This is a genomic window from Paenibacillus sp. TSM33, assembly GCF_056099025.1.
The window spans coordinates 203102-229708 of record NZ_JBLZXB010000010.1; the positions used below are offsets into that span (position 1 = coordinate 203102).

Annotated in this window: 26 protein-coding genes; 19 read left to right on the forward strand and 7 right to left on the reverse strand. The window is 44.5% G+C overall.

Going from position 1 to position 26607, the window contains the following annotated elements:
- A complete protein-coding gene (locus ACN6NF_RS04845) occupies positions 1–1308 on the forward strand; it encodes an MFS transporter (protein WP_474315634.1) in 1308 nt (435 codons plus the stop codon).
- Positions 1309–1389: 81 nt separating this feature from the next.
- Here the strand turns inward: ACN6NF_RS04845 and ACN6NF_RS04850 are convergent, their stop codons facing one another.
- The 3 genes from ACN6NF_RS04850 to ACN6NF_RS04860 are packed head-to-tail and all read right to left on the reverse strand — an operon-like array spanning position 1390 to position 3967.
- A complete protein-coding gene (locus ACN6NF_RS04850) occupies positions 1390–2088 on the reverse strand; it encodes a DUF4097 family beta strand repeat-containing protein (RefSeq protein ID WP_474315636.1) in 699 nt (232 codons plus the stop codon).
- A gap of 35 nt (positions 2089–2123) precedes the next feature.
- Positions 2124–3059 carry an ABC transporter permease gene (locus ACN6NF_RS04855; protein WP_474315638.1) on the reverse strand — a complete coding sequence of 312 codons (936 nt, stop codon included), beginning with the start codon at positions 3057–3059 and terminating at the stop codon, positions 2124–2126.
- Positions 3056–3967, reverse strand: coding sequence for an ABC transporter ATP-binding protein (locus ACN6NF_RS04860; protein WP_474315639.1), 912 nt, complete (start codon positions 3965–3967; stop codon positions 3056–3058). The genes ACN6NF_RS04855 and ACN6NF_RS04860 overlap by 4 nt, the downstream gene beginning before the upstream one ends.
- Positions 3968–4113: 146 nt before the next feature.
- On the opposite strand from ACN6NF_RS04860, the gene ACN6NF_RS04865 reads away from it, so the two are divergent.
- The 15 genes from ACN6NF_RS04865 (at position 4114) to ACN6NF_RS04935 (ending at position 19422) form a co-directional block, all read left to right on the forward strand.
- Positions 4114–5898 (forward strand): response regulator, encoded by a 1785-nt coding sequence (locus tag ACN6NF_RS04865; protein WP_474315640.1) that lies wholly within the window; start codon positions 4114–4116, stop codon positions 5896–5898.
- Between the two features lie 489 nt (positions 5899–6387).
- Positions 6388–6834 carry a tellurite resistance TerB family protein gene (locus ACN6NF_RS04870; protein WP_013369616.1) on the forward strand — a complete coding sequence of 149 codons (447 nt, stop codon included), beginning with the start codon at positions 6388–6390 and terminating at the stop codon, positions 6832–6834.
- A 28-nt stretch (positions 6835–6862) separates the two neighbouring features.
- The gene (locus ACN6NF_RS04875) at positions 6863–7456 is read left to right on the forward strand and encodes a TerD family protein (protein ID WP_016821473.1); all 594 of its coding nucleotides are present in this window, start codon (positions 6863–6865) and stop codon (positions 7454–7456) included.
- 46 nt (positions 7457–7502) lie between these two features.
- Positions 7503–8078 (forward strand): TerD family protein, encoded by a 576-nt coding sequence (locus ACN6NF_RS04880; protein WP_474315643.1) that lies wholly within the window; start codon positions 7503–7505, stop codon positions 8076–8078.
- 31 nt (positions 8079–8109) lie between these two features.
- Entirely contained in the window at positions 8110–8691 is a 582-nt protein-coding gene (locus ACN6NF_RS04885; RefSeq protein WP_013369619.1) for a TerD family protein, read from the forward strand.
- Positions 8692–8792: 101 nt separating this feature from the next.
- A complete protein-coding gene (locus ACN6NF_RS04890) occupies positions 8793–10058 on the forward strand; it encodes a TerD family protein (protein ID WP_474315646.1) in 1266 nt (421 codons plus the stop codon).
- A 26-nt stretch (positions 10059–10084) separates the two neighbouring features.
- Positions 10085–10819, forward strand: a complete 735-nt coding sequence (locus ACN6NF_RS04895; RefSeq protein WP_031462964.1) for a TerC family protein — start codon at positions 10085–10087, stop codon at positions 10817–10819.
- Between the two features lie 166 nt (positions 10820–10985).
- Entirely contained in the window at positions 10986–12173 is a 1188-nt protein-coding gene (locus ACN6NF_RS04900) for an HpcH/HpaI aldolase/citrate lyase family protein (RefSeq protein WP_474315648.1), read from the forward strand.
- Between the two features lie 52 nt (positions 12174–12225).
- The gene (locus ACN6NF_RS04905) at positions 12226–13572 is read left to right on the forward strand and encodes a phosphoribosyltransferase family protein (protein ID WP_474317507.1); all 1347 of its coding nucleotides are present in this window, start codon (positions 12226–12228) and stop codon (positions 13570–13572) included.
- Positions 13569–14720 (forward strand): cysteine protease StiP family protein, encoded by a 1152-nt coding sequence (locus ACN6NF_RS04910; protein WP_474315650.1) that lies wholly within the window; start codon positions 13569–13571, stop codon positions 14718–14720. The genes ACN6NF_RS04905 and ACN6NF_RS04910 overlap by 4 nt, the downstream gene beginning before the upstream one ends.
- Positions 14717–15544 (forward strand): HAD family hydrolase, encoded by an 828-nt coding sequence (locus ACN6NF_RS04915; RefSeq protein ID WP_474315653.1) that lies wholly within the window; start codon positions 14717–14719, stop codon positions 15542–15544. The genes ACN6NF_RS04910 and ACN6NF_RS04915 overlap by 4 nt, the downstream gene beginning before the upstream one ends.
- 25 nt (positions 15545–15569) lie before the next feature.
- Entirely contained in the window at positions 15570–16601 is a 1032-nt protein-coding gene (locus tag ACN6NF_RS04920; RefSeq protein ID WP_474315655.1) for an ATP-grasp domain-containing protein, read from the forward strand.
- A 58-nt stretch (positions 16602–16659) separates the two neighbouring features.
- Positions 16660–17340 (forward strand): hypothetical protein, encoded by a 681-nt coding sequence (locus tag ACN6NF_RS04925; protein ID WP_474315658.1) that lies wholly within the window; start codon positions 16660–16662, stop codon positions 17338–17340.
- Between the two features lie 93 nt (positions 17341–17433).
- On the forward strand, positions 17434–18534 hold the full coding sequence (locus ACN6NF_RS04930) for a toxic anion resistance protein (RefSeq protein ID WP_474315659.1): 1101 nt from the start codon (positions 17434–17436) through the stop codon (positions 18532–18534).
- A 339-nt stretch (positions 18535–18873) separates the two neighbouring features.
- Positions 18874–19422 (forward strand): hypothetical protein, encoded by a 549-nt coding sequence (locus tag ACN6NF_RS04935; RefSeq protein ID WP_474315661.1) that lies wholly within the window; start codon positions 18874–18876, stop codon positions 19420–19422.
- Positions 19423–19790: 368 nt separating this feature from the next.
- Here ACN6NF_RS04935 and ACN6NF_RS04940 read toward each other — a convergent pair whose 3' ends face one another.
- The 4 genes from ACN6NF_RS04940 to ACN6NF_RS04955 form a co-directional block, all read right to left on the reverse strand.
- Positions 19791–20171, reverse strand: coding sequence for a DUF3899 domain-containing protein (locus ACN6NF_RS04940; RefSeq protein WP_149035560.1), 381 nt, complete (start codon positions 20169–20171; stop codon positions 19791–19793).
- Positions 20171–21814 (reverse strand): peptide ABC transporter substrate-binding protein, encoded by a 1644-nt coding sequence (locus ACN6NF_RS04945; RefSeq protein WP_474315665.1) that lies wholly within the window; start codon positions 21812–21814, stop codon positions 20171–20173. Before ACN6NF_RS04945 ends, ACN6NF_RS04940 begins: the two co-directional genes overlap by 1 nt.
- Before the next feature lie 203 nt (positions 21815–22017).
- Positions 22018–22968, reverse strand: a complete 951-nt coding sequence (locus tag ACN6NF_RS04950) for an ABC transporter permease (RefSeq protein WP_474315668.1) — start codon at positions 22966–22968, stop codon at positions 22018–22020.
- A 1-nt stretch (position 22969) separates the two neighbouring features.
- Entirely contained in the window at positions 22970–23896 is a 927-nt protein-coding gene (locus ACN6NF_RS04955) for an ABC transporter permease (protein WP_305165494.1), read from the reverse strand.
- 321 nt (positions 23897–24217) lie between these two features.
- Here ACN6NF_RS04955 and ACN6NF_RS04960 point away from each other — a divergent pair, with 321 nt between their 5' ends.
- Genes ACN6NF_RS04960 through ACN6NF_RS04970 form a run of 3 tightly spaced genes read left to right on the forward strand, consistent with a single transcriptional unit; the run spans position 24218 to position 26453 of the window.
- Positions 24218–24985 (forward strand): amino acid ABC transporter substrate-binding protein, encoded by a 768-nt coding sequence (locus tag ACN6NF_RS04960; protein ID WP_474315671.1) that lies wholly within the window; start codon positions 24218–24220, stop codon positions 24983–24985.
- A 40-nt stretch (positions 24986–25025) separates the two neighbouring features.
- On the forward strand, positions 25026–25685 hold the full coding sequence (locus ACN6NF_RS04965; RefSeq protein WP_474315674.1) for an amino acid ABC transporter permease: 660 nt from the start codon (positions 25026–25028) through the stop codon (positions 25683–25685).
- A gap of 15 nt (positions 25686–25700) precedes the next feature.
- On the forward strand, positions 25701–26453 hold the full coding sequence (locus ACN6NF_RS04970; RefSeq protein WP_474315675.1) for an amino acid ABC transporter ATP-binding protein: 753 nt from the start codon (positions 25701–25703) through the stop codon (positions 26451–26453).
- Positions 26454–26607 lie beyond the last annotated feature (154 nt).

A 26607-nucleotide genomic window follows, 5' to 3' on the forward strand; every position in this document is an offset into this window, starting at 1 on the left:
ATGAATCAGCCAAAGGAATTTTCGTTTTATGCTCGCCGGAACCTATTTATTTTTTCTGTGACTAGGCTTATATCGGAGCTAGGAAGTTCGATTTTTAAGTTTGCTTTAAGTCTATATATTTTGGATATCACTGGGTCGGCCACTGTATTTTCAATGGTGTTAGGCTTGTCCATTCTGCCCGGAGTATTTGTTAATATTTTTGCAGGTGTAGTTATAGACCGGAGTAATAAGAAAAAAGTGCTTGTCATTACCGAGATATTAAGCGGAATAGCGCTACTAATCTTTTTACCCATTTTCTTGTTGGATTCAACCAATGTTATGTTGCTTGCCGTGTTTTCCGTTATATTAAGCTTAATTCAATCATTTACGTTCCTAACGCTGAATGCTTCAATTCCTAACTTAGTGGAAAGAGAAAACGTTCATAGCGTAAACTCTTCCTATCAAAGTATAGGAGCAATCATAAATGTACTGGGCCCGATCCTGGGTGCAATTACTTATCGAGCTTGGGGCTTGGAAACAATAGTGATGATTAACGGAATAACATTTATTTCGGCTGGATTAATGCAACTATGGTTACAATTCAGGAAGTCTGATGAACAAACGGTATCCTCAAGTTATTTAGACAGCGTAAAAGACGTGTTTGCGTATATAAACAAGCAAAAAGCCATAATGTATTTACTTGTCATCTTTGTCGGTATCAATTTTATGCTCGCCCCATTAGTCCAGGTGGTACTGCCGTATGTGACTTATCAGGAACTTCAACTTTCAGCTCAGCAACTGTCTGTTATTCAAGGAGCCTGGTTCGTAGGAGTCATTGTGGGAGCCATTGTGGTTTCACGTCGGAAAGTACATCAATTTGTTATTACCAAAATATTTATCCTGTTTCAGCTTCAAGCGATCTTATTCCTAACATGGTGTTTCCCATTATTGTTTCCCTCAACATCAGGAAGCCTGATACAGATGACGTTCATCTTCATTATGATTTTGGCAGTAACCGGATTCTTTAATTCAATGAGCAATGTTCCCATGATATCTTATGTGCAGCTGTATACTCCAGAACATATCAGAGCCGGGGTGTTTGGTGTAATCAGCTCGATTACTATGCTAGCAACTCCGCTCGGTATCGGGTTGTACGGGATACTATTGGATAGAATTCATTGGGTATACCTTCCACTGGCTTCGGGAATAGTTGCTCTGGTGATGGGCATCATGGCTCATAAGAACAAAGCATTACGTAACTTTTTCAGTCAAAATGCCGAACCAGTCCTTCATAGCGTAGGTGAAAAAGAAAGAGTATCCGCATTATAAACTGAATTTCCGCTCATGATGTGATTGAAGGACCTGATGTTAATGGAAAGGCCAACATATGTTGGCCTTTTGGTCTTTCAGTTATTTTTTGCTTTGAGTCACTTTTCCCTTCACATCACCGATGCTTACTTTTCCATTGCCGCTCTGAATAATGACAACATCTTTTGCAACTTGATCAATATCCAGAGAGCCGTCACCTAACTCAATATATGCAGTACCCCCTATTTTATCTGCTTGAATATGTCCGTTTACATTCTCAATATTGACATCGGATGAGCTATTCTGAATAGTAATCCCACCATCTCTGTTGGTTAAATCAATGGCTCCACCGATATCTTTAAGTGTGATATTACCATTCACATTTTCAATGCTTACATCTGAGGCTAAATTCGTTACTTGAATATCTCCATCTCTATGCGGATGTTTAATTTCTAGTTTCATTTTTTCCGGAATGGTTAGCTTGACATCAACTGTTTGGGGACCTGTTGACATGAATTGTCCCTCGAAAAAAGTATTAAGAGTAGCTACACCATCTTTTCCCTCCAGACTTAATTTTAGCTTATCCATGTTGCTGCCATTAGCAACGACACTGGCTTGTATTTTATCTGTATTCTTGTTTCCGACAATTTCAATTTGACCGTTGCTATTATCTAAAACTAAGCTGGAAATACCTGCAGATGATAATTCAAGTTCCTTGTTTAAAGATGTTGCAGGTTTGGATGAACAGGCTGCAGTTAACAGTAACATTGAGATCATCACTAAAGTAGTGAGCCATTTCATTTCAATCACTCCATTTCAGAATAGTTAGTATAGATTTAGATTACATCCCGTTTTGTAAAAATAGGATATGAAACGAGATGCATAGCGACCAGATGAAGTAGAAGGAGGAACAGTGAGAAGCCTAGAGTCATTCCTTCCACTGGCGTCGTTCCAAAAAAATAAGGATTGAGATCTGTACTGGAAAACACAAAGTATTTTGTCCAAGGCCATCCATTCATGGTGATACTCAAGACGAATCCTGCTATAGCTGCCAGCATAGAGAACACAATAGAAAATGTAACACTGCGAAATGCTGCAGAAATCATAAATGCAAATGTCAACACGATAACCATGAAAGGTATATTAAATAAAAACCCTCCTAACAAGGCTTGAATCATATCTGCCTGCTGAATGGTTTGATCCTTGACGAATAAGTAGGGATCGCCGATCCCCTTAAAGCCAAACATTAATCCACCGAAAAATATAGCAGCCAGAAAAGTGAGCAGAACCAAAAATATCCCAAACAAGAGAGTTGCAATATATTTAGAAAAATAAATTTTTGAGCGTGTAGCTGAACGTGTCAGTAAAAATTTGATTGTACCGGCAGAAAACTCAGAGGCTACAATATCGCCAGCCACGATAAGAGCTAAAAGAGAGATACCTACAATTAAATTTCGGGATTGACTCACTGTAAAACTCCAAGCATTGGATTGAGGAGAAATGTTATGGTCCAAATAATACTGATTCATCAAAATTTTTTCTGCTGCCATTTTTTTCTCAATGGGTAGAGCGTCTGACTTTGCTGCATCTCTCGTTAGCTTTGAATTTTCATGCTGTAAGAGTGTTTTCCAGCCTTCATTGTACTCAGTCATACCAGAACTTTTTAAATTGGCCATCTGGATTAATACATACAAAATAAGCAGTATGATGATAAACCAGGTACGTTTACGCTTATAAATCTTCATATTTTCATTGCGAATTAACTGAATCACTTTTCAATTCCCCCTGTGATTTCAATGAATTTATCCTCAAGTGTTTGTTTCGTAATCTGAACGCTGTATATGTTCACCCCCGTATCCATGAGTTTTTTTGTAATACCCGGAATTTGATCTTTCGTAATGTCAACTTGTAGAGTTTGTTGATCTGCAATAATTTCTTTCCCCGCCAGCATGGACTGGAATACCGGAAGAGCCAATTCGGGTCGGTCTACTTCAAAACGAACAGGAGCAAGCCGATTATCCATCATCTCAGCTACATTATGGATACCAATCAGTTTTCCCTTATTTAAAATCGCTACCTGATCACACATCAGTTCCATTTCAGCCATAAGATGGCTAGAAATAAGAACACCAACGCCTTCTTTTTGAGACAGATTAATTAAATGTTCCCGAAGCTCTCTTATTCCTGCTGGGTCTAAACCATTGGTAGGCTCGTCAAGCACAAGTAAGGAAGGTTTATGGGCTAGTACAACGGCTAATCCCAGTCGCTGCTTCATTCCTAGAGAGTAAGTTCCCACTTTCTTATCAATGCTGTCCTCAAGTCCGACGAGCGAGATTACTTCCTGAATACGTTCCGAAGAAACCCCTGGAGACATTCTTGAGAAATGAATCAGATTGTCATAGCCGGATAAATATTTGTACAGATCTGGATTTTCGACGATAACTCCAACATGTCTCATTGCCTTTTCAAAGGAGCGGTCGATATCTTGGCCGTGGATAAATACCTGGCCTCCTGATTTTGAACTTAACCCCACGATCATCCGAATAGTGGTCGTCTTGCCCGCTCCATTTGGGCCAACAAGACCCATGATTTCCCCCGCCTTTACATCCAAGGACAGTCCTTCAACAATGGTTTTCTTCCCAATCTTTTTACTTAAATGACGAATCTGTAATAGTGACAACAACGATTCCCTCCCCGCCAACAGTTTGATTGTCTATAAAGTATCAGGAGTGCAGTCATACCCCCTAGTGACAAAATGTCATGACCTTGTTATGATATGAAAAGATTGAAAAAATTACCTTAATTTAAGAAGAATGGGGTACTTACATGCTTGGATGCAATATGCGCTGGTCTTGGCAGGAATGGATTGTTGCTGTATTCCGAATCTTGTGGTTGATTTGCTTTGTTTTGCTATCGTATCAAGACCGCCCATCTTTCCCTTTCACTGTTGTATTTATCTCTGTTCTCGTTTGCTATTCATTACCTTTATTCATTGATCGAAGTCATTATCTCTGGTATTTGTTAGCTGAAGTATTTCTAGTGGGTGGAATTTCTTTGCTATTTGCTCATCAATATGAGCTTGTCCGGCTATTTTTGCCAGCTGTTTTTACGATTTCGTTTTATAGCCGCGGCCGTTCACATGTGGTCACTTTTCCTCTTGCGTTGGCGATGTTTTGTCTGGGAGGAAGAGGGGCGTTTCATTGGACGATAGAGGACGTATTCCAGAACCTAGTGGATGCTTCGTTTGTATACGGTATTGGTTTTGGATTACAAATGGCATTTCGTTCTATAGATCGGATTAAGCAAAAACTCGAATTAATAAAAAAACAGTATCAAACCCTTGAGCAGTATTCGACTCAGGTCGAACAAATGACACTATTGGAAGAAAGATACCGCATGTCACGTGAGCTTCATGACTCGATTGGTCATACGTTCACTTCCATTATCTTAGGTATGGAAACATTACGTCCTTATATCTCTTCTAAAGAGGGGATTGAAAGATTGCAGTCTGTTCTTCAACTTGGTCGAACAGGGCTCGAAGATATCCGAAAGCAAGTTCATCAGATGGACCCTATGGAGGAAGATCCCTCTTTGGATCTATCCTTGCTAAATATCATTAATGAATTCAAAAAGAATACTGCCATTCGTGTTGTGTTCAGAACGATGGGGGAGCCGCTTCCTGTCATCAAACAGTCAAAACTGACCTTGTACCGCTGTTTACAAGAACTATTGACTAATGCCAGTCGACACGGACATGCCAATTCTATTCAGGTGCTTCTTCACTACGACCGTAACCAGATCATTTTGCAGGTGCAGGACAATGGAAAGGGAAGTGACGAAATTAAGTTCGGGTATGGTCTTTCAGGAATGAAAGAGCGGCTTTCGTCTCTTCAAGGCAAGCTATACCTCCATTCCAAACAAGACGAAGGAACGATTGTGACCTGTTCTATACCATTGCTTCAGGATACAGATATTAGCAATCCAGAGATCAAGGTATTGTTGGTGGATGATCAATTACTCATTCGGGACAGTTTAGGCCTGTTGCTCAAAAACGAACCTGATTTTCAAATTCAAACGGCAGAAGATGGAAACGTTGCTGTAGATAGATGTGCCAGCGATCCGCCAGACGTTATATTAATGGATGTACATATGCCCCAGATGGACGGTATTACTGCAACGAAGTTAATTAAAGAAAGCTGGCCTAACATACGTGTAATTATGATCACAACCTTTGATGACATTTCGTATGCTACGAAATCACTTGCTTTGGGTGCTGAAGGTTATGTACTAAAATCAATTGATCCAAGAGAGCTGGCTAATACGATACGGCTAGTGCATCGCGGAGGAACGATGATAACCCAAGAAGTAGCAAGTACACTGTTTCAGCAAATGACAGGGACGATGAAGAATCCTTATGGACTGACAGAGCGGGAGTTGGAAATTCTGCATTGTTTAACTGAAGGACATCGTTATAAAGCAATTGCAAGCAAGGTTCACTTATCTGAAGGAACGGTTCGAAACTATATTTCGACCATATACTCAAAAATGGAAGTACAGAGCCGTGACGAAGCAATTGAAAAAGCTAAAACAGAGTTGCTTACAGACTCTTAATAAAAGCAAGACATATAGACAGCGTATGTCACTTGTTTAAACAACGTGAAAGAGATATCCTAAATTAGACAGAGTTTTTCAGCTTCGGAATTAAAAGAGTAGCTATATACGACCGAACCTAATAGATTGAAGTGAAAATAGCGTCGTCCTAAATTGGGTCGACGCTATTTTTGTATGCTGTGATCCGCAAGTATGCGCAACGTTTAGCTTAGCAAAACCGTATATGTAGAACAGCAATTGTATTTTGTTGCATATCCATAGAAGTCTACCATTCTACAAACTTGCAATCGTGCTATCAAATGGGGGATAATGGAAGGGATACTTTCGACAGAAAATAGGGCTAAAGATAGAGAGGATACCTACAAAAGGTAGATCGGATTTACCGCATTTTTGTATATTATTGTAGAATAAGATCGTAATTCAGGTTATAGTAAAGGAAGAAATTAACTAGGATAGATGATACCCAAATACGTAATTGTGGAGGGAAATATGAGTACATTTAAAAATTGGTTGAATACAACTAAAAAAGGACTTGGCGACCAGGTTAAGAAATTTAAGAATAAAGATTTTATGGAAGCTGTTGTTGCAGGTTGTGCATTAGTGGCATTTGCCGACGGCACTATTAGTCCGGAAGAAAAAACAAAAATGGCCGGATACATAAATATCAGTGAAGAATTGAAAGTGTTTGATATGGGTGAGGTCATCAACCGTTTCAATCACTATGTAGCAAACTTTGAATTTTCACCTGAAATCGGCAAACAGGAAGCGTTAAAAGCGATTGGTAAATTGAAAGGCAAGCCTGAAGTAGGTCGACTTGTCGTCGGCGTATGCAGTGCCATTGGTGCAGCTGACGGTGACTTTGATGCCAATGAGCAACGGATTGTTGCTGAGATTTGTGGCGCGCTTGGTTTGAACCCATCTGAATTTAGTCTGTAAATTTTACGGAAGGGAGGTGTGTTAATCAGTGGCTGTAATTAATCTGGTCAAGGGCCAGAAGATTGATTTGACCAAGGGAAACACAGGATTAACCAAGGTTATAGCTGGATTGGGATGGGACCCCGTGCAGTCCAAAGGATTTTTTGGTTTCAAGAAGCAACCCAATATTGATTGTGATGCTTCTGCCATTTTGCTGGATGCCAACGGGAAACTAACTCAGTCTGACAATGTAGTATGCTTCCATAATAAAAAAAGCCCGTGCGGCTCAGTCGTGCATTCCGGTGATAATCTGACCGGACAAGGTGACGGCGATGATGAACAAATTATGATTGACCTGGCACGGATTCCGGCCAATGTCGATAAAGTGCTTGTTGTTGTGAATATATATGATTGCGTTAACCGGAAACAGGATTTCGGCATGATCGAGAAAGCGTATATCCGCATTCTGGACGGTGCTAACTCCAAGGAACTGGTGACGTTTAATTTATCTGATAATTTTGAGGGAATGACTGCGCTGATCTGCGGGGAGCTCTATCGCCATAATGACGAATGGAAGTTTGCTGCAATCGGTGCAGGCACCCATGCCGTACATATTGATGTGCTGGCTCAGCGTTATATGTAATTTTAGGTTGCTCATACAAAACTAATGAGAAACGGGGTACTTACTCATGGCAATTAACTTATCTAAAGGTCAAAAAATTGATTTGACGAAAACAAACCCAGGTTTGTCCAAAATTATGGTAGGTCTCGGCTGGGACACCAATAAGTACGATGGCGGTAAAGATTTTGACTTGGACGTATCCGTATTTTTGGCGAATGCGGACGGCAAAGTGGAAACGGAAAAGAACTTCGTTTTCTTTAATAACCCACAAAACGAGAACGGGTCTGTCGTTCATACCGGAGATAACCGCACAGGTGATGGTGACGGAGACGATGAGCAAATTAAGGTTGATCTGAGCACTGTACCTGCTAACGTAGAAAAGATCGCTTTTACGATTACGATCTATGAAGCTCAAGAACGCAGCCAAAACTTTGGACAGGTGTCCCGTGCTTATGCGCGTATCGTAAATGAGGCAAACAACGAAGAATTGGTTCGCTTTGATCTGGGAGAAGATTTTTCGATCGAAACAGGCGTCGTGGTAGGTGAGCTGTATCGCCATAACGGTGAGTGGAAGTTTAATGCCATTGGCAGCGGTTATCAGGATGGTCTTGCAGGATTGACACGCGATTACGGCTTAGCTTAAGAAATCTACACAAAGAAGGCAGGTATGCAGTATGACGATTAGTCTTTCCAAGGGACAACGTATTGATTTGACCAAAACGAATCCAGGCTTGACTCGTGTTGTTGTAGGTCTGGGCTGGGATACCAATAAATATAGTGGCGGCGCGGAATTTGACTTGGATGCTTCGGCTTTCCTATTATATGAGGACGGTAAAGCGAAGGCAGCTGACGATTTTGTATTCTACAATAACCCAACAGGCGGAGCGGGTGCGGTTACTCATACAGGCGATAACCGCACAGGTGAGGGCGACGGGGATGACGAGCAAATTATTATTGATTTTGCAAAGATTCCTGCGAATATCCATCGTATCGGGATTACAGTTACGATTTACGACTATGAGGCACGTGCGCAAAACTTTGGACAAGTGTCCAATGCCTTTGTACGTGTGGTAGATGCGGCAACGGATCGTGAAGTGCTGCGCTACGATTTGGGAGAGGATTTCTCCACCGAAACAGCTGTGGTGTTCTGTGAATTTTACCGTCACAATGCAGACTGGAAATTCCAGGCTATCGGCAGTGGTTTTGCTGGTGGATTGGGTGCGCTTGCTAAAAACTATGGCTTGGACGCTCAATAATATCCACATGGGGTGGTGTCCAAAGGGCGCTACCCCTTTCTTTTTAAGCCATTGAAGAACGTACGCTGAACATGACACACGGACAGAAAGGTGACACAATCATGGCTGTTATCGTAGTAAAGGGGCAGAAGGTGGATTTGACCAAAACAAATCCGGGCCTGAGCCATGTCAACATAGGGATCGGTTGGGAGTCCTCAGCGGCTCTGGAACTTGATACTTCTGCATTTTTGCTGGGCCCTGGAGGGAAGGTATCAGGCGATGAGGATCTGATCTTTTACAATAATCCGACCACACCCTTTATCACCTATTCAGATGGACAACAGTTTGGTGACAAGAAACAGTTTTCCCTGGACCTAACGAGAATACCTTCTCATATCGAGAAGATTGCATTTACGCTGACCATTTATGATGCGGATCAGAAACGGCAAAATTTTGGACAGGTTCAAGGCGGATTTATACGTTTTGCTCATCCGGTTAGTGGAGAGGTTTTGCGATTTAATTTGGATAGTGGCTTTACAGTTGAGACGGCCATTGTGATAGGCGAGCTGTATCGCCATAACGGTGAATGGAAGTTTAACGCGATAGGCGCAGGCTTTTCCGGTGGATTGGATGCGTTGTGTGAAAATTTCGGCATTGAAGTGGAAAATAATCCAGCTCCTCCGGCGCCCACACCTACACCACCTCCAGCGCCTCGACCAGCACCAATACCGCCACCTGCACCTCCTGTTCCAAAACCAGAGCCATCAGCAACTCCGGTAAATCTGAATCTGCGGAAAATTGAGCTGAAGAAAAAGGGCGATACCATTAACCTGAAAAAGGGCTCAGGCGGATTGGGTGAAATCCTGATCAATCTGAACTGGAATCAGGTACAGCAGAGCAAGGGCTTTTTCAGTCGTGGCTCCAAGGGTGTCGATCTGGATCTGGGCTGCTTGTATGAGATGAAGAATGGGGATAAAGGTGTCGTTCAGGCGCTTGGGGAAGTTTTCGGTTCTCTGAATCGCTTCCCGTACATTGCTCTGGATGGTGACGACCGTACGGGCTCTGTGAAAACAGGGGAAAATCTCCGCATTAATGGGGCTAAAATTTCTGAAATTAAGCGAATTTTGGTGTTTACCTTCATTTATGAAGGAGTCACGAACTGGTCACAAGCAGACGGCGTAGTCACGCTGTACCAGAAGGACGGGCCTGACATTATCGTTCATATGAATGAACATGACAATCGCAAAGGGATGTGTGCGATTGCTATGATCCAAAATGTGAACGATGAAACGTTCAGTATTGAGAGACTCGTACAGTTTTATGGCGGTCATCGTGAAATGGATCGGGCATATAACTGGGGCATGCGCTGGACGCAGGGTAGTAAATAAATTGAATTATCGGAGGCACTCTTTTCATGTTGAATGATTTATTTAAAAATATCAGCGAGAACTACGGCCATTTCTTTTCATGGAGTGATGTGGTAGGTACGCTTACTGACCCGGTGAGTTGGGGGATTATTGGAACTCTCATTTTGCTGGAAGGTCTTTTGTCGGCGGATAACGCCTTGGTTCTCGCAGTTATGGTTAAGCATTTACCAAAAGAGCAGCAAAAGAGAGCCTTATTTTACGGGATTTTAGGTGCGTATATATTCAGGTTTCTGGCCATCGGCTTGGGTACATTCCTGATTAAGTTCACGCTGATTAAGGTACTGGGTGCGGCTTATCTGCTCTACATCGCTTATAAGGGCTTATTCAAGTCCGAGGGTGAGGGAGAAGTGAAGAACAAACCTACTTCTTTCTGGAAAACCGTATTAATGGTCGAACTGATGGATATTGCCTTCAGTATTGACAGTGTCATTGCCGCTTTTGGTGTGAGCGAGAAAGTATGGGTGCTGTTCCTGGGTGGTATACTCGGCGTTCTGATGATGCGTGGTGTTGCACAAGTGTTCCTCAAGCTCATTGATAAATTTCCGGAACTGGAACAGACAGCCTTTATTATGATCGCCATTATCGGGGGTAAAATGCTGGCTGCTGCTTTTGGCTTTCACATGTCGCAAGTATTATTCTTCGGCATTTTGATTGCCGTCTTTGTAGGCACAATGATTCTTAGCTCGGCGAAAAGAAAGAAAAAGGCCGACAAAGAGGCTTAATGTACAAAGTATAGCGAAATCCCTCCTGAAACTAAGGGGGGATTTCTTTTATACCCGAGGACAGGGCTTCAGTCAGGCGAGATAGAGCAAGAGGAGGGGAAGGGCCCTGAAATATTTTAATGATTTAACCTCTGAGGAAGTAGAAGCGATCTTTTGTACTCCACCGATGGAGTTTCATAACCGTTCACCCAAAAGTATATTGGCTTATGCCATAGGAGCGGCTTTGTACATGCCGGCGACCCGCTCGGAAGTAGCGGAAGAGATCAAAAATGGAAAGCATGAAGGACTTACAACGGTCATTCTGGATTTGGAGGATGCTATAGGGGATCAGCAGGTCGGACAGGCCGAAGAATCGCTGGCACAGCAACTGCTTCAACTCTTGTCCTATGTACGGACAGGGATGATGAGTGAACAGCAATTACCTTTGCTGTTTGTACGTGTACGCTCTGTGGAGCAGCTGGAACGACTGCTGAACAGTTTGGGAGAAACCCTGGCGCTGCTCACGGGCTTTGTCCTCCCCAAGTTCTCTTCTGATAATGGACGGGCGTATTTTGCACTCATTGCAGAATATAACCGGACTATGCATACAGGGACAGGAGACGCAAGCCGTACGCCTGTGTTGTATGGATTGCCGATTCTTGAAAGCTCTAAAATTATTTATCGGGAAACTCGTTGGAAAGAACTGCTGGCGATTAAAGTAATTTTGGACGAGGTTCAGGAATATGTGCTGAATGTACGAATTGGGGCCACCGACTTCTCCAGTCTGTATGGGCTGAGACGCAGCCCGGATATTACGATTTATGAAATTGCCGTCATTCGGGATTGCATCGCAGATATTATTAACTTGTTCGGACGCGTGGACTCGGATTATGTCGTTTCCGGTCCTGTATGGGAGTATTTCTCTCACCGAGAACGTATCTTTAAACCTCAATTAAGAGTATCGCCCTTCGAAGACGCATTTGGGAAGCCGGGACGCTACTTGCGAATGGACTTCATCTCAGATGCAGTGGACGGACTGATTCGCGAAGTTATGATGGATAAAGAGAATGGGATTATTGGCAAAACGATCATTCATCCGTCCCACATTAAGCCGGTACAGGCTATGTATGCGGTGACCCATGAAGAGTATATGGATGCACTTGAAATTGTTGAACGTAACGACGGTAGCCTGGGTGTATTCAAGAGCACCTATGCCAATAAGATGAATGAAATTAAGCCTCATTTGAATTGGGCTTATCGTATTATAAATAGATCTAAAGTATACGGGGTGTTACATGAACAACAACATTTTGTCAGTCTCTTACCCAACCACGAAAACACATCTGCTGCCAATTCTGGAGCAGTTCAGCGTTAAAATTACGGAGACCCATAACCCATTCCGTCTTCCTGTGGACAAGCTGTTTGCAATGGCGGCACGGGTCAACAAAAAGCGTTCGTTTTTGTTTGTCAGCAAGGTGCTGGGCAAGCATATTCCGGTAAATCCATACACCTCTCTGTTAAGTGGAGCGGCCCTGGCGATCCTGTTATATAAAGAGCTTGTCCCACAGTCAGGACAACAGATGGATAAGCTGATTGGAGAGGCCGTGAGAGGACTTCTTGACCCGAATTATGCAAAAGAGGCCTACCGAAAGCTGATGGATGAGCGTTTGGCTTTTTCTTTTCCAGAACCGATGAAGTTTGTTGGTTTTGCCGAGACGGCTACAGCACTGGGGCACAGCATGTATCGGTTGTTTGATGGCGGTGCCACGTATATTCATACGACACGCGAGGATATTCCGGGCCTTCGGCCTATTATTCGGTTTGAAGAAGAGCATTCTCATGCTGTTGATCATCGTTGTTATGCACTGAATGAGGATGCTTTTGCCGGAGATGGACCCATTGTGCTGGTAGATGATGAGATTACGACGGGAAAAACAACGCTTAATATTATACGGGATATTCAGGAACATTTTCCGCGCAAACAGTATGTGATAGCTTCGTTATTGGACTGGCGGACAGACAGCGACGAGCGAGCTTTTGCCGATCTGGAAGCTGAGTTAGATATTAGGATTACGCCTCTAAGTTTGCTCAAAGGAAAGATAGAAATACAGGGAACACCGATACTAGATCACGCAGAATATGCTGGACAGACCGGGAACGCAGAGCTTGCAGCCACTAGCACCGCAGAGGTTAATAAAGATTTTTCTGGAACAATTGACCGCTGTTTTGAAGAGGATGCTTCCGCTTTTGAGCGGATATCACATACCTCCATATCTACCGACGGGTACGCCAATACAGCTCCTTATCTTAAATATACTGGCCGTTTTGGTCTACAATCCGCCGACAATCCAGCGCTGGATGCAGAAATCGCGTACACAGCTGAACGACTGAAGCAACTTCGTTCAGGGCAACGTACGCTGGTGATGGGTACGGGGGAATTCATGTACATTCCGATGCGGATTGCTGCGGAGTTAGGCCCGAACACATATTATCAGTCTACCACACGCAGCCCGGTGTATCCCCATAGAGAAGAAGGGTATGGCGTTGCATGTGGTGTGACCTATCCCTCACCTGAGGACAGCACGGTGCGCAACTTTATTTATAATGTAGAGCCAGGTCAGTATGACGAAATATTCATTTTGCTGGAAAGAGAGTCGGACCCAGAGCGGATGAAGCCCATGTTGGATGCATTGAGCCGTCTGGGCTGTGATAAAGTGCATGTCGTTTATTTTAATGGTTTAACTAGGCAGGAGAGTAAAGGAGCGCGGATATGAAGCAAGCACTTATGGAGCAAATACAGCAGAAGAACATTCATCCGCCCGTACCGCTAGGCAGTTATCTTGCCTCGGATGTCACTTTTTTATTGAAGGATTTGAGCCGGGTTGCGTTGGAAAAAGGGACAGAGGATCGGGAAGAAGCGATACAGTCGGGCGTCCATTATTCAGAGATGCTGCCAGTGGAATACCAGCCCACAGCAGAGTATATTGGATTGTTTCACGAAACACTCGCCCAATCTGCCGAAAAGGTTGCATTAGCGGCAGCTTCTGTGGCTGAGATGATTGTGAGAAAAAGAGGCCTGAACACGGCGATTGTTTCTCTTGCCAGAGCGGGCACGCCCATTGGTATCCTGATTAAGCGTTATATTGACTGGAAGTATGGCGTATCTTTGCCGCATTACAGTATTTCTATTATCCGTGGCAAAGGCATTGACCGGAATGCTATTTTGTACATTTTACAGCAGCATGGGCTGGGGATTGAACTTCAGTTTGTCGATGGCTGGACGGGGAAAGGCGCCATTCGTCAGGTGTTGATCGAGGCCTGCCGTGAGATGACTGCAGATTACGGGTTGCGCCTAAATGATGATCTGGCGGTGCTGGCCGATCCGGGCAGATGTTCAGAAACCTTTGGTACACGAGAAGATTATTTGATCCCGAGCGCTTGTCTGAATTCAACCGTATCAGGACTGATGAGCCGGACGGTACTTCGGGACGATCTGATAGGTCCGGACGATTTTCATGGGGCTAAATTTTATGAATCCTGGCGGTCAGTGGATCAATCCAATACGTTTGTGGATAGGGTATCCGGTTACTTTCAAGCCGTAGCTGAAACGGCAGCTACCTATGCGGAACAGATGACATTGAATCCGCCTGTCGTGACATGGCAGGGCTTACGGGATATTGAGGCGATTCAGCGGGCATTTGGGATTCGGGATATCAATCTGGTCAAGCCGGGAGTGGGGGAGACGACTCGCGTACTGCTTCGTAGGGTGCCGTGGAAAATTCTGATTGACCGTGAAGATAATCCGAATCTTCAGCATATTATGCTGCTGGCCAAGGATCGTGGAGTGCCTGTTGAGGTATTTGAAGGGTTGACCTATTCCTGTTGCGGGATCATCAAGCCGCTCAAGGGGGGACAAGAATGATCTACGCCAGTGACCTGGATCAGACGCTGATTTACTCCAAACGCTCGCTTGGCGTGCCACTGGATTCCCCCGGTCTGCTGCCTGCGGAACAGATCGACGGGGCGACGTCGGCCTTTATTTCTGTACAGGCTTTGCAATGGCTCCAGACACTACCGGCAGATGTCATGTTTATGCCAGTGACGACTCGGACCATGGAACAGTATAGACGAATCACCGTGTTTCAGACGGAACTGGTTCCCGCCTATGCCGTGACGAGTAATGGCGGTAACATCATCGTCGGAGGCGAGGTGGACCGAGATTGGAATCGACGTATTCACGAACAAGTACGCCGCGATGGTGCTCATGCGGAAGAGGCACGTCAGGTGTTCGGACAGGTGCTGCATGAAGACTGGGTCGTAAGCGAGCGTTTTTGCGATGAACTATTTTATGCTTTCGTGATTGAACGGGATCGGATGCCGCTGGAACAGGTGCTGGAGAAGGCACGGATGATGCATGAAATGGGCTGGGAGGTATCCATTCAAGGTCGTAAGGTATATCTAGTGCCTGCGGCCGTGAATAAACAGGCAGCTGTGGAGCATATTCGTAACCTCACCAATGGGGGAGCAGTGGTTGCATCCGGTGATTCTTTACTGGACCGTTGTCTGCTGGATTATGCCGACTATGCGATTGCCCCGCGTCATGGTGAATTGTATCGGGAACAGCAGCGGGATAAGCTAGAGGTCAATTACCGATTTACGGAAGTGTCGGGGGTTTATGCAGCAGATGAAATTATGGAATATGTCTATGAGGTACACGGGAGCATGTCAGCGTCTCGTACTTCATGATTAAAATAATAGGGGACGTGGCGTTGTGAAGAAGGTCAAAGTGTATTTTAACCGCTGGTTTTCGGTGGTGTATCATTATATGAATGCTATACGCAACAATGAGGACGGTATTCCGTTCGAGATCTATGCGACGCACTCTGATCCGCAGCACATGGCACTGCAGGCCAGTGATGTAGCTGAAGTAGAGCCGCGCACGAGCGGTGTGGAGTATGCACAGTTTTGTGCTGATTTTTGCAGACGCCATGAAATTGATATCTTTATTCCACGGTGGAATATGCTCGATGTTAGCAAGCATCTTTATCTATTTGACGATATTGGGACAGAAGTAATGGTGTGCCGGGATATAGCGCTGCTGGAGCAATTGATGGAGAAGGACCTATTTTATGAATCCATTCGTCAAAAGGATATTGTCACCATTCCCGATTATGCCATTGCCAGTAATGCCGAGCAGTTTAGACAGGCGTATGAGTCATTAATAGCACTTGGGCACAAGATATGCTTCAAGCCATGTAATGCAGAAGGTGGAATGGGCTTTCGTATCATTGATAATGAACGTAATCCACTGGAAGAACTGTTCGGTCATGCGCTGAATCATATTTCGTTCGAAGAGGCCTATCGCGTATTGTCTTCCACAGAGACGTTTCCCAATTTGATGGTGATGGAACTGCTGGAGGGATACGAATACAGTATCGACTGTTTGGCTGACCGAAACGGAAAATTGTTAGCAGCCGTCCCACGTCGAAAGGCAGGAGGACGATTACGGCTGCTGGAGCAGCATCCTGAGCTGTTGAAGGTGGCACAAAAGGTCGCTGAGGCGTATCACATTCCGTACAATTATAACATTCAAGTGAAATATAACGGCGAGCGAGCCAAGCTGCTAGAGATCAATCCGCGAATGTCTGGAGGTCTTCATGTATCATGCTTGTCAGGTATCAATTTTCCTTACCTGGCGGTAAAATCGGCTTTAGGTCATGAAATCGGTTCACTTTATCCGCAATACGACATTCTAGCCAGTCATATCGAGCAGCCAATCACGATACGCAAATCCTTACATTGACATAGGCAAATATTGTTTTCTACAATATGGTAAGGGTTTACGTCAGGAGGTACAAGCTATGACTTCTAAAATGTGGGGTGCCACGATTGCTGTGGTCAGCTACCTGATTGCGCTTTTACTCAGTAATTGGTTGCCGTTGTTTGTGTGTTTGGCGATTCCGATCATTGGTTTGGGAGGATACAGTCTTATCATGGCTGTTCGTCATCCTCGTCCCAACCTGACCGGTTCCGTGATTCCGGTGGGACAGGAGCAGGATGGTGAGACACAGCAACATAAAAAGGAAATCGCCGCACCGCGAGAGTCTATAACAGGACAAGCACGTTTGCCGGATCAGGTGAGCAGTGAATTTGCTCAGGTCATGGAGTATTTGGAAGTACTGGAGGATATGGTGATCTCCGAGGGACAGAAAGATGCGCTTGATAACGAGATTGTCGAGAAGGCGCTGGCTCTATTTGCACGTTTGCAGCGGGTCATCCCGCTTTTGCATGAATTGAACAATAGTGAAGTGAATCACACGGTTCGGAGATTGATTTTGAAGGACTTGAATGGACTGATTAACCCGTTTCTTCGGCTCAGTGGCGATGCGAAACGGACCAACCGCAGGACGCTACTAAACGGATTGCGAGATGTGGATAGCAAAATATCTGTAATTGTATCCACAGTGGAGCACAAGGATCTGATGGAATTACAGAGCAAAGCAGAGCTTATTCATCAGCGATACAGCAGTTCCGAATTGTAGGCGATTTTAAATTTAAAAATGCAGCAGAGCTGCTCTGAAAAACACCGATTAGCCTTGGTTTGGCAGTTGTTTTCAGAATAGGAGGTTAGCATGATGGCGACCCCATGGGCTGAATTGAAAAAAGAAGATGAACAAAAGGTGACTGAGGAGGCTTCACAGCTGATTCAAAAGGTATCGCAAAGCGATGTTATGAGTTTGGACACCTTAATGGATGACATTGGTAAGCTGGGGGTTAAAACGCAGGAACGGGCGGGACAAACCCTTAAAATGTTGGATCGTCCGGTAAACGACCTCATGTCTGGTGACCGGGCTGAGGTTTCGAATATGATCTTAAAACTCCGGGATGAATGCGAAACGCTCCAGCAGAGTAAAGATGTAGGTTTTTTTGGCAAGCTCCTGCGTAAAAGTCCATTGAAAAACTACATTTACAAGTATCAGTCGGTGAAGACGAACATCGAGAAAATCATTACTGCCTTGAGAGACGGTAAGGATAATCTGGAAGAGAACATCGTCAGCATGAGACAGTTGAAGAAGGCTTCCATTGAAGAAATCTACAATTTACAGACGAAGATTGCCTTTGGTAATCGCTTGAAAGAGCTGTTCGAAACCGAGATTGCCAAGCCGGAAAATGAAAATCGTAAGCCTCATCTGGAGCGGGGATTGCGCAAGGTGGTTACTCGCACACAGTCGATGACTGAAATGATCTTGTTATACAACCAGGCCATTGCAGCAACGGATATTATTAATGATAATAATGATAAACTGATTGATTCTGTCAATAATGCGATTGATAAAACATCGAATCTGATCACCGTATCGGCTATGATCGCAATGGCACTGGCGGATCAAGATAAAATTGTTTCAGCCGTTGATGCGACTAACCGTACGATTGAGGATCAATTCAAGGAAAATGCAAAGCTTCTCAAAACGACGACCGAGAGAACGACAGACCTGCTTAGCAAGCCCTCTATGTCACTGGAGGCTGTGAATCAGGCGATTGGTGATTTGGTATCTGCTTTGGATCTGTCTGAGAAATCGAACCGTCGAATTATTGAAAGCTGTCACGATTATACAAGTAAAATGACAGCAATCAATGCCAACCTTAGCCAGCGGTTGGGCATCGAAGGGAATGAACAATCCAAACCACTGAAGGACAACCATTCTTCTGAGGGACTAAGTTCGTTTTTGAACTGATAGCTAATATTCAATAACACAATAATCTATGAAAAAAGACGCCAGGGTGAGTCCAAAAGGCGTCTTTCTTTGGTTTGGCAGCGGACCATAAAGGACATGATGAACATATATAGCATTCTCGTGCATAAACTCTTAAAAAGTGAAATGACAAAGGAGAGAATGAGCGTATGATGTCCTTTATTTTGGTGTGTGTGATTGTTTTTTTACTCGTGGCTGCCAGTAGCGAAAAAGCAGACTCTATTGTGGAGTTAAATGAAACTGTGAAATAAAATTTTTTATTGAAAATCATGCATTTTCTGATAGGATAGAGTTAAATATTGGAATCCCAAAGGAGAATGCATGCTGGAATTTTCATTTGAAATCATCGATGAATCGAAAATCAACATTGTATATCAGTATGGGAGCAGTAGCTTCAATTTTAATTTATTTTTTAACTACGGTGTGTGGACGCTACATCCCTTTGATGGGATTCTGCTGCAGAACAAGGAAATGTGTCGTCTGATCGTTACGGATCTGTTTAAGAACAAAGATTTTCATGTCATGCTGGCACGTGAAAATATTTTATTGTCAACTCTTCGTACCTCTATTGATCTCAATCCCGAAACACGGGGAGAGCGATATCAGCAACAGGATTTTGATGAGCTGTCTGAATTAGCTGAGACACACAGCTTTGAAGATGTGCTGCAAATCGAACAGGATTCCATCCGCGAGCGTATGGATTTTTTCCAAAATATTATCCAAAGGATGTATATGGAAGGATTCGGCCCGGAAGACAATGATTTTAACAAGGTGCATGCGATCCTCCGCATTTATAAGGCTGCACATGACCAACTCGGAGAATTGAGCGACTTTCCCCTAAGTGGCGACGAGAGACGACGCCGATGGTAGGTTAGACGAGTTCCCGTCATGGCTGCAAGAAGCGAAGGAAAAGCGCATTTATTAAGGCTAATAAGTCTTGTAGTACTATGAGAAACTTTTCAAAGTTATATAAAAAATGAAAAAAGAGAGAGCTCCGCTAGCAAACGCTTTGCGGAACTCTCTCTTTTCATATTACCAATCACTAAAACGTATAGAAGCTCTATTGGCGGTTGCTAGCGGAGCGGGCAGAATTGTTCTGGAGAAGCGAAGCGTTCGCTTTTGTCCCCGGATTTTAACCTTTACAGGTTTTAGTTTAATAGAAATCCGGGGGCGGTGGCGATCGGAGGAACAATCTGCACGCGCAGTGTCCACCAACCGCAAGAAAGCTTCTCATTTCCTTAACTCATCCCCATTAATACCACTGAGCAAAGTATAAGTCCCGCCCCGCACCCCGAGGTATATACCTTGAGGTGGCGGAACATGGATGTTTTCCAGGCTGACAGAGATTCATCGGAACGCAAACGTTCATTTTCCTCCTGTAATGCCTTGGATTGACGAATGAACAACTGCCCGATGTCGGCAAATCCCCGCAGGAAGAGGGTGAGGAAGCCACTTTGCAGAACGTGGAAGATCGCACCGATCACCAAGCCCAGCAATCCTAACAGAAATAGTAGATTCGCGGTAGCCAGGTTTTCACGACCATACATGAGATGAGGTGCGGCATATAAAAATCCTAAAGTACCAACAATCAGGGCAGTAATCCCGAAACGTAAAATCATTATTTTTCGACCCGTTTTGCAAAACGTAGATCCGGGTTCGAACGAGCATCAAATACGATGCCTTGAATTTTAGGGCTGATTAATGCAGTATCCGCAGAGAACTGAATCGGGATAATCGGCAGATCTTCCATCAATACGTCTTCCGCCTGATGAAGCTGTTCAAAACGTTTTGCCGGATCAAGCTCAAAGGTTGAGGATTCGATCAGCTTGTCATATTCCGGGTTGCTCCAGTTGGTAAAGTTGTTCGAATTTTTGGAAGTATAATGCCCCAATACGCCAAGTGGATCAAGGAAGTTTCCTTCCCAGCCCATACGAGCAATCTGGAAGTTCTTTTGTTTAAAGGTATCAATATACGTTTTCCATTCCTGATTCTCCAGCGTCACTTCAATCCCCAAATTCGTTTTCAGCATTTCCTGAATGGCTTCAGCTACTTTTTTATGCTTGTCCGATGTGTTGTATTTAAAGGTGATCGGAGGCAGCTTGGTCAAACCTTCTTCTTTTAGACCTTCAGCCAGCAATTGCTTTGCTTTGGCCGCATCAAATTCATAGTATTTTTTCGGTGCTTCATCACGGAAGTCCTTGCCGGAAGGTGTTGTTGTCCCGTATGGAACATATCCGTATGCTGGAGTTTCGCCGCCTTTGGTTACGTTGGTAGCCAGTGCTTCACGGTCAATAGCGTAGGCAATGGCCTGTCTGATTTTTTTATTGTCAAAAGGTTTTTGTTTTACGTTGAAAGAATACGTGTACACACTGAAAGACGGATGCGACAGGAATTCCTTGTTGCTCTTTTCTTGATCCAGTGTATCTACGGGAAGGCTCAAGATCAGATCCAAATCGCCTGTTTTGTACATTTGATAATAGGTTGTGGAGTCTTGAACCATTTTAAAGTTAATCGTTGCCATTGTAATGGCATCTTTGTTCCAGTATTGACCGTTTTTCGCCAGCGTAATTTGTTCGTTATGCTTCCATTCCTTGGCTACATACGCGCCGTTGCCCACAATTGTGTTAGCTTCAGCTGCCCATTTGTCATTTTTTTCTACCACAGCTTGGTTCACAGGTAAATAGGCGTGACCCACAGCAATCGTTGGGAAGAAGCTCAGCGGTGATTTTAGCTCAACGACAAGCGTTTTATCATCTTTAGCTGTAACACCTACATCTTCAATTTTACCCTTGCCTGTGTTGTACGCTTCGGCACCTTTAATGTAGTAGAGGGCAGAAGGATCGTAGGCAGCTGTTTTCGGATTCAATACCCGTTTCCAGGAGTATTCAAAGTCCTTAGCTGTCAGCGGGTCACCATTTGACCATTTTGCGCCGTCACGAATGGTAAAGGTGTATGTTTTACCGTCAGGAGATACATCTACTTTGCTGGCAGCACCTTCTACGATTTTACCGGCTTTGTCGTATGTATACAGCCCTTCATACAGGTTATCAATGACAAAATAGGACGTTGTATCTGATGCGAATGCAGGGTCAAGTGTATAAGGCTCGCCACCTGCCAGATTGGCTGTAATTTCTTGCGGGATATCTGCTTGAGACGCAGCGGACGAATCGTTGCTTGCTGTCTTGTCCGCATTGCCAGAGCATCCTGCCAAAGCCGTTACGGCCAAAAGTAAGATGATCGTCATCCAATGCATTTTTTTCATCGTCGTTTTCCTCCATTATTATGGTTATTTATCGAAAATAAAGTACACCGTACCGGGAGCTATTCATCCTCCTTTCCGGCAGGTATGCCGCGTGTGCGCACCACCATAAAGGAATTTCCATTTTTTCTGCGGTTCGGCGAGAAGCTGTAGAAGCTGCGGACCATAGTGACACCCCTTTCTTGTCCAATTGGATATCTCAGTTGTTAATGCTGTGAACGCGGATCAAGTGCATCCTGAAGCCCGTCTCCAAGTGTGTTGAATGCCAGCATGGTGAGCGAAATCATCAGTCCAGGGAAGAATAAGCGCCACCATTGACCGCTTAAAATAACGCCGAGTGAATCGTTAGCCATCGTCCCCCAGCTTGCCGAAGGAGATTGAATCCCCAAACCAAGAAAACTCAGGAACGATTCGGCAAAGATAGCCGACGGAATAGTGAACGTCAGGTTCACAATAATGATGGCCGCTGCATTCGGCAGCAGATGCCTGAAAATAATGCGTGAATGAGATGTCCCCAGACTGCGGGCGGCCAGCACGTACTCCTGCTGCTTGAGCTGTAGGATTTGCCCGCGTACGACCCGCGCCATACCGACCCATCCGGTAATAGACAAAGCAATAATCATGGTGAGCAGGCCGGGCTTCATAATGACGAGCAGTAGAATGATGACCAGCAGATAAGGAATGCTGTACAAGATTTCAATAATACGCATCAGGACATTGTCGATTCGGTCGCCCATTTTGCCATGACCCGCACAATAACCAGCTATACAGCCGACGAGAATGCCGAGCACCAAATCAATGGCAGCAGCAGCAAAACCAATCATAAGTGAGATTCTGGCCCCAGCCCATGTCCGTGCCCATACGTCTCTGCCTAGATCGTCCGTGCCAAACCAATGTTCTTTCGAGGGGGAGAGATTCGTCTTCAAAAGGGATTGATCACTGGGTGCATAAGGGACCATGGAAGGCCCGACAATCGCCAGCACCATAATAATGATTAGAAGGGAAAGCCCCAACAGGGCAAGCTTGTTGTTGAAAAGTCTGCGAAGCCGATCCCGCCATGGTGACTCTTGGGGTCTAGTTAATGTGGGGGCGGGCATCTGACTGCGGTCTACAAGACTAAACAGGCTGTCTTTTTCGACAGTAGGTGCTGCTTTCATGTTAATCTCCTTTGCTGACTAATTTGATTCGCGGATCGACAAGGCGATAGGAAATATCAATTAAAAATAAAGTGACGACCAGAATGGCGCTGTAGAAAATGGTCGTACCCATAATGACTGGATAATCCCGGTTAAAGATACTGTCTACGAAATATTTACCGATGCCGGGTATGGCGAATATTTTTTCGACGACAAAGGTACCTGTAATCACAGAAGCGAATAGTGGTCCGATAAAAGACAGCACCGGAATCAATGCATTACGTAGACCGTGACGAATAACCACTGCCCAGGAGGACAAGCCTTTTGCTTTGGCGGTGCGTATGTATTCCTCATGCATGACTTCCAGCATACTTGTCCGCATAAAACGGGCGATAACAGCAAGAGGTGAAACGGCAAGAGCTAGCGATGGAAGCACTGTATGCTGCCAGGTTCCCCATGAGGCGACCGGAAGCAGATGCCATTTGACGGCAACATACTTGATTAACAGCGGTGCCAAAATGAAGCTGGGAACAGAAATACCAACAATGGCAATAAACATCGAGATATAATCCAGTGGTCGATTATGGTGTAAAGCAGCCAATGTTCCGAGCGAAATACCGGCTATAATCGCAACCACGATGGATTGAATACCCAGCAATGCCGAAGGTGGAAAGCCTCTGGCGATAAGCATATTTACGTCGGTTGTTTTCGATTGAATAGACGGCCCCATATCCAGCACGAGCAGATTTTTGAGATACAATACATATTGCACAGCGAGCGGCTTGTCCAGATTGTACCGAGCACGCATGTTTTGCAATACGGTCTCTGGAATGGTCTTGGAATCGTTCGAGAACGGATCTCCCGGAATGATGTGCATGATAATAAACGTTAAAGTGACGATAATCCATAACGTAATGAGCATCGTGAAAAGACGTTTTAAAATGTACATGGAACATTATTTCTCCTGTCTATCAAGCTGATTTACATTCTATTGCTGCCAAATTTCCGGAAATATATAAAAGCATATAAGAATACTAGGAAAAATAATAAAACGGATAAGCTAACATGTCAAGGTAAGGTTTTACATTATAGAACACAGGTCAAATTTTCGTCACAAGTTTTCCATTTTTATAAGAATAAGATTCCGCTGATTCCTCTCGACGAGTATCCTGCGGTATGGTATGATGATACTCTGATAACGTGTTAACGAACTAAAGCGTTTGCCACCTATTCTTAAATACGGGGGTCACCATTGTTGGAGGGGAATAAGATGAGAAAAGCAGCCATGTTTACGATGATGATTGGGTTGATTATGATCGTGCTGGCCGGATGTTCCGGCGGTAAGGATAACAGCAAGTTGATTATTGGAATTGATGATAAATTCGCGCCGATGGGCTTTAGAGATGAAAACAACGAGTTAACCGGTTTTGATATTGATTATGCGAAGGCGGCCGGGGAACAAATGGGCAAACAAGTGGAATTTCAGCCGATTGACTGGTCTGCCAAAGAATCCGAGCTGAACAGTGGACGTATTGATCTCATTTGGAATGGATACACCATTACGGATGAGCGTAAGGAAAAGGTGCTGTTCACGAAGCCATATCTGAAAAATAGTCAGGTGATTGTCGTTCCAGCTGCCTCCGGTCTTTCCAAGCTGGCTGATCTGGCGGGCAAAACGGTGGGGCTTCAAACGTTGTCCTCTGCAGCCGATGCATTGGATGCGAATCCGATTAAAAGTAAATTGAAGCCAGTGTCCGAGTATCCGGACAACGTTCTCGCTTTGACGGATTTGAAAACCGGTCGCCTGGATGCTGTTGTCATTGATGAGGTTGTTGCCAAGTATTATATGTCTAAGGAACCAGGGACGTATAAGCTGCTTGATGAATCACTGGCTCCTGAGGAATACGGCATTGGCGTGAAAAAAGGGAACGAAGAGCTGTTGACGCAACTGCAATCTGCTTTGGATGAGCTGCACAAGAACGGAAAAGCGGCTGAGATCTCAAAAAAATGGTTCGGTGAAGATAAAGTATTAAATTAATATGTAATGTATTGAACTAAGGGTTTAGGAGTCGAAGGTTATGAGTATGGAATATATTTTACGAATTATGAAGCCTATGCTTGAAGGGGCACAGATGACGGTTATTTTATTTTTTATTACGCTCATCTTGTCTATTCCGCTGGGATTTATCGTTACGCTGCTGGCTAAAAGTCGGTTTAAGCCTATTGCCTGGCTAATGCACACGTACATTTATGTTATAAGGGGTACGCCGCTTTTGCTGCAATTATTGTTCTTTTGCTTTGGTCTGCCGATGTTGCCTGTTATTGGGGAATATCTGGTACTTGACCGGACAACGGCAGCGGTACTGGCGTTTGTACTGAATTATGCGGCTTATTTTGCAGAAATTTTTAGAGGCGGGATGTTGTCGATTGATAAAGGGCAATACGAAGCTTCGCAAGTGCTGGGCCTAAGCAAGTCGCAAACGCTAATTAGAGTCATTGTGCCGCAAATGATACGGATTGCTTTGCCTGCGGTAACCAATGAGGCGACGACCCTGGTGAAAGACACTGCTTTGCTGTATGCGGTAGCGGTACCGGAACTTCTGCATTTTGCGAATACAGCTGTAAACCGCGATTTTACGATTGTGCCTTATGTTGTAGCAGCAGTTATTTATTTATTGATGGCTTTGGTGCTTACAATATTTTTCAGGGCGCTGGAAAAACGTTTTAAATTCGAGTAAAAGGAATGTCGGGATATGAACACTAACGCAATAGAAGTAACCGATTTGAAAAAATCATTCGGCCAGCTCGACGTTCTGAAAAGAGTGAGCTTTAACGTGAAGTCGGGCGAGGTTGTAGCTGTCATCGGTCCTTCAGGTTCAGGGAAAAGTACCATGCTTCGCAGCTTGGTGCATCTGGAGGATGTGACGGGCGGGACGATTCGCATCCATGATAAAGCCCTGGTGGAAAATGGTCACTATGCTCCGGCAGGCGACATTAAGAACATTACTACCGGAATGGGCATGGTGTTTCAGCATTTTAATCTGTTTCCTCATTTGACGGTGCAGGACAATCTGGAACTGGCTCCAAAGCTGGTGAAAAATGTGAGCAGGGCTGAACTGCGACGCCAAAGTGCCGAGTTGCTGGCTAAAGTCGGCTTGGCGGATAAAGCGGATGCGTATCCGTCCCGATTATCGGGGGGACAGAAGCAGCGTGTAGCGATTGCCCGGGCAATGATGATGAACCCTGATATTTTGCTGTTTGACGAGCCGACCTCGGCCCTTGATCCCGAGCTGACAGGCGAGGTGCTGCGAGTGATCAAAAAGCTGGCTGAGGAGCACATGACGATGGTCATCGTGACCCATGAAATGAATTTCGCGAGAGATGTGGCGGATCGCGTCATTTTTATGGACAACGGAGAAATTGCAGAATCTGGTACACCGGAGCAGATTTTTGGCAATCCGCAGCTGGAGCGGACGAAGGTGTTTTTGAATCGGGTGGGGGATTAAAAACATTGTCCTTCCCAGGGGAGGCGCTGCGCGTGCAGATTGTTCTTCCGATCGCTGTTATCCCCGGATTTTTTCATTGGAATAGCAATTAGAGGTGAAAATCCGGGGATAAAGGCGAACGCTCCGCTTCTTCAGAACAATTCTGCCCGCTTCG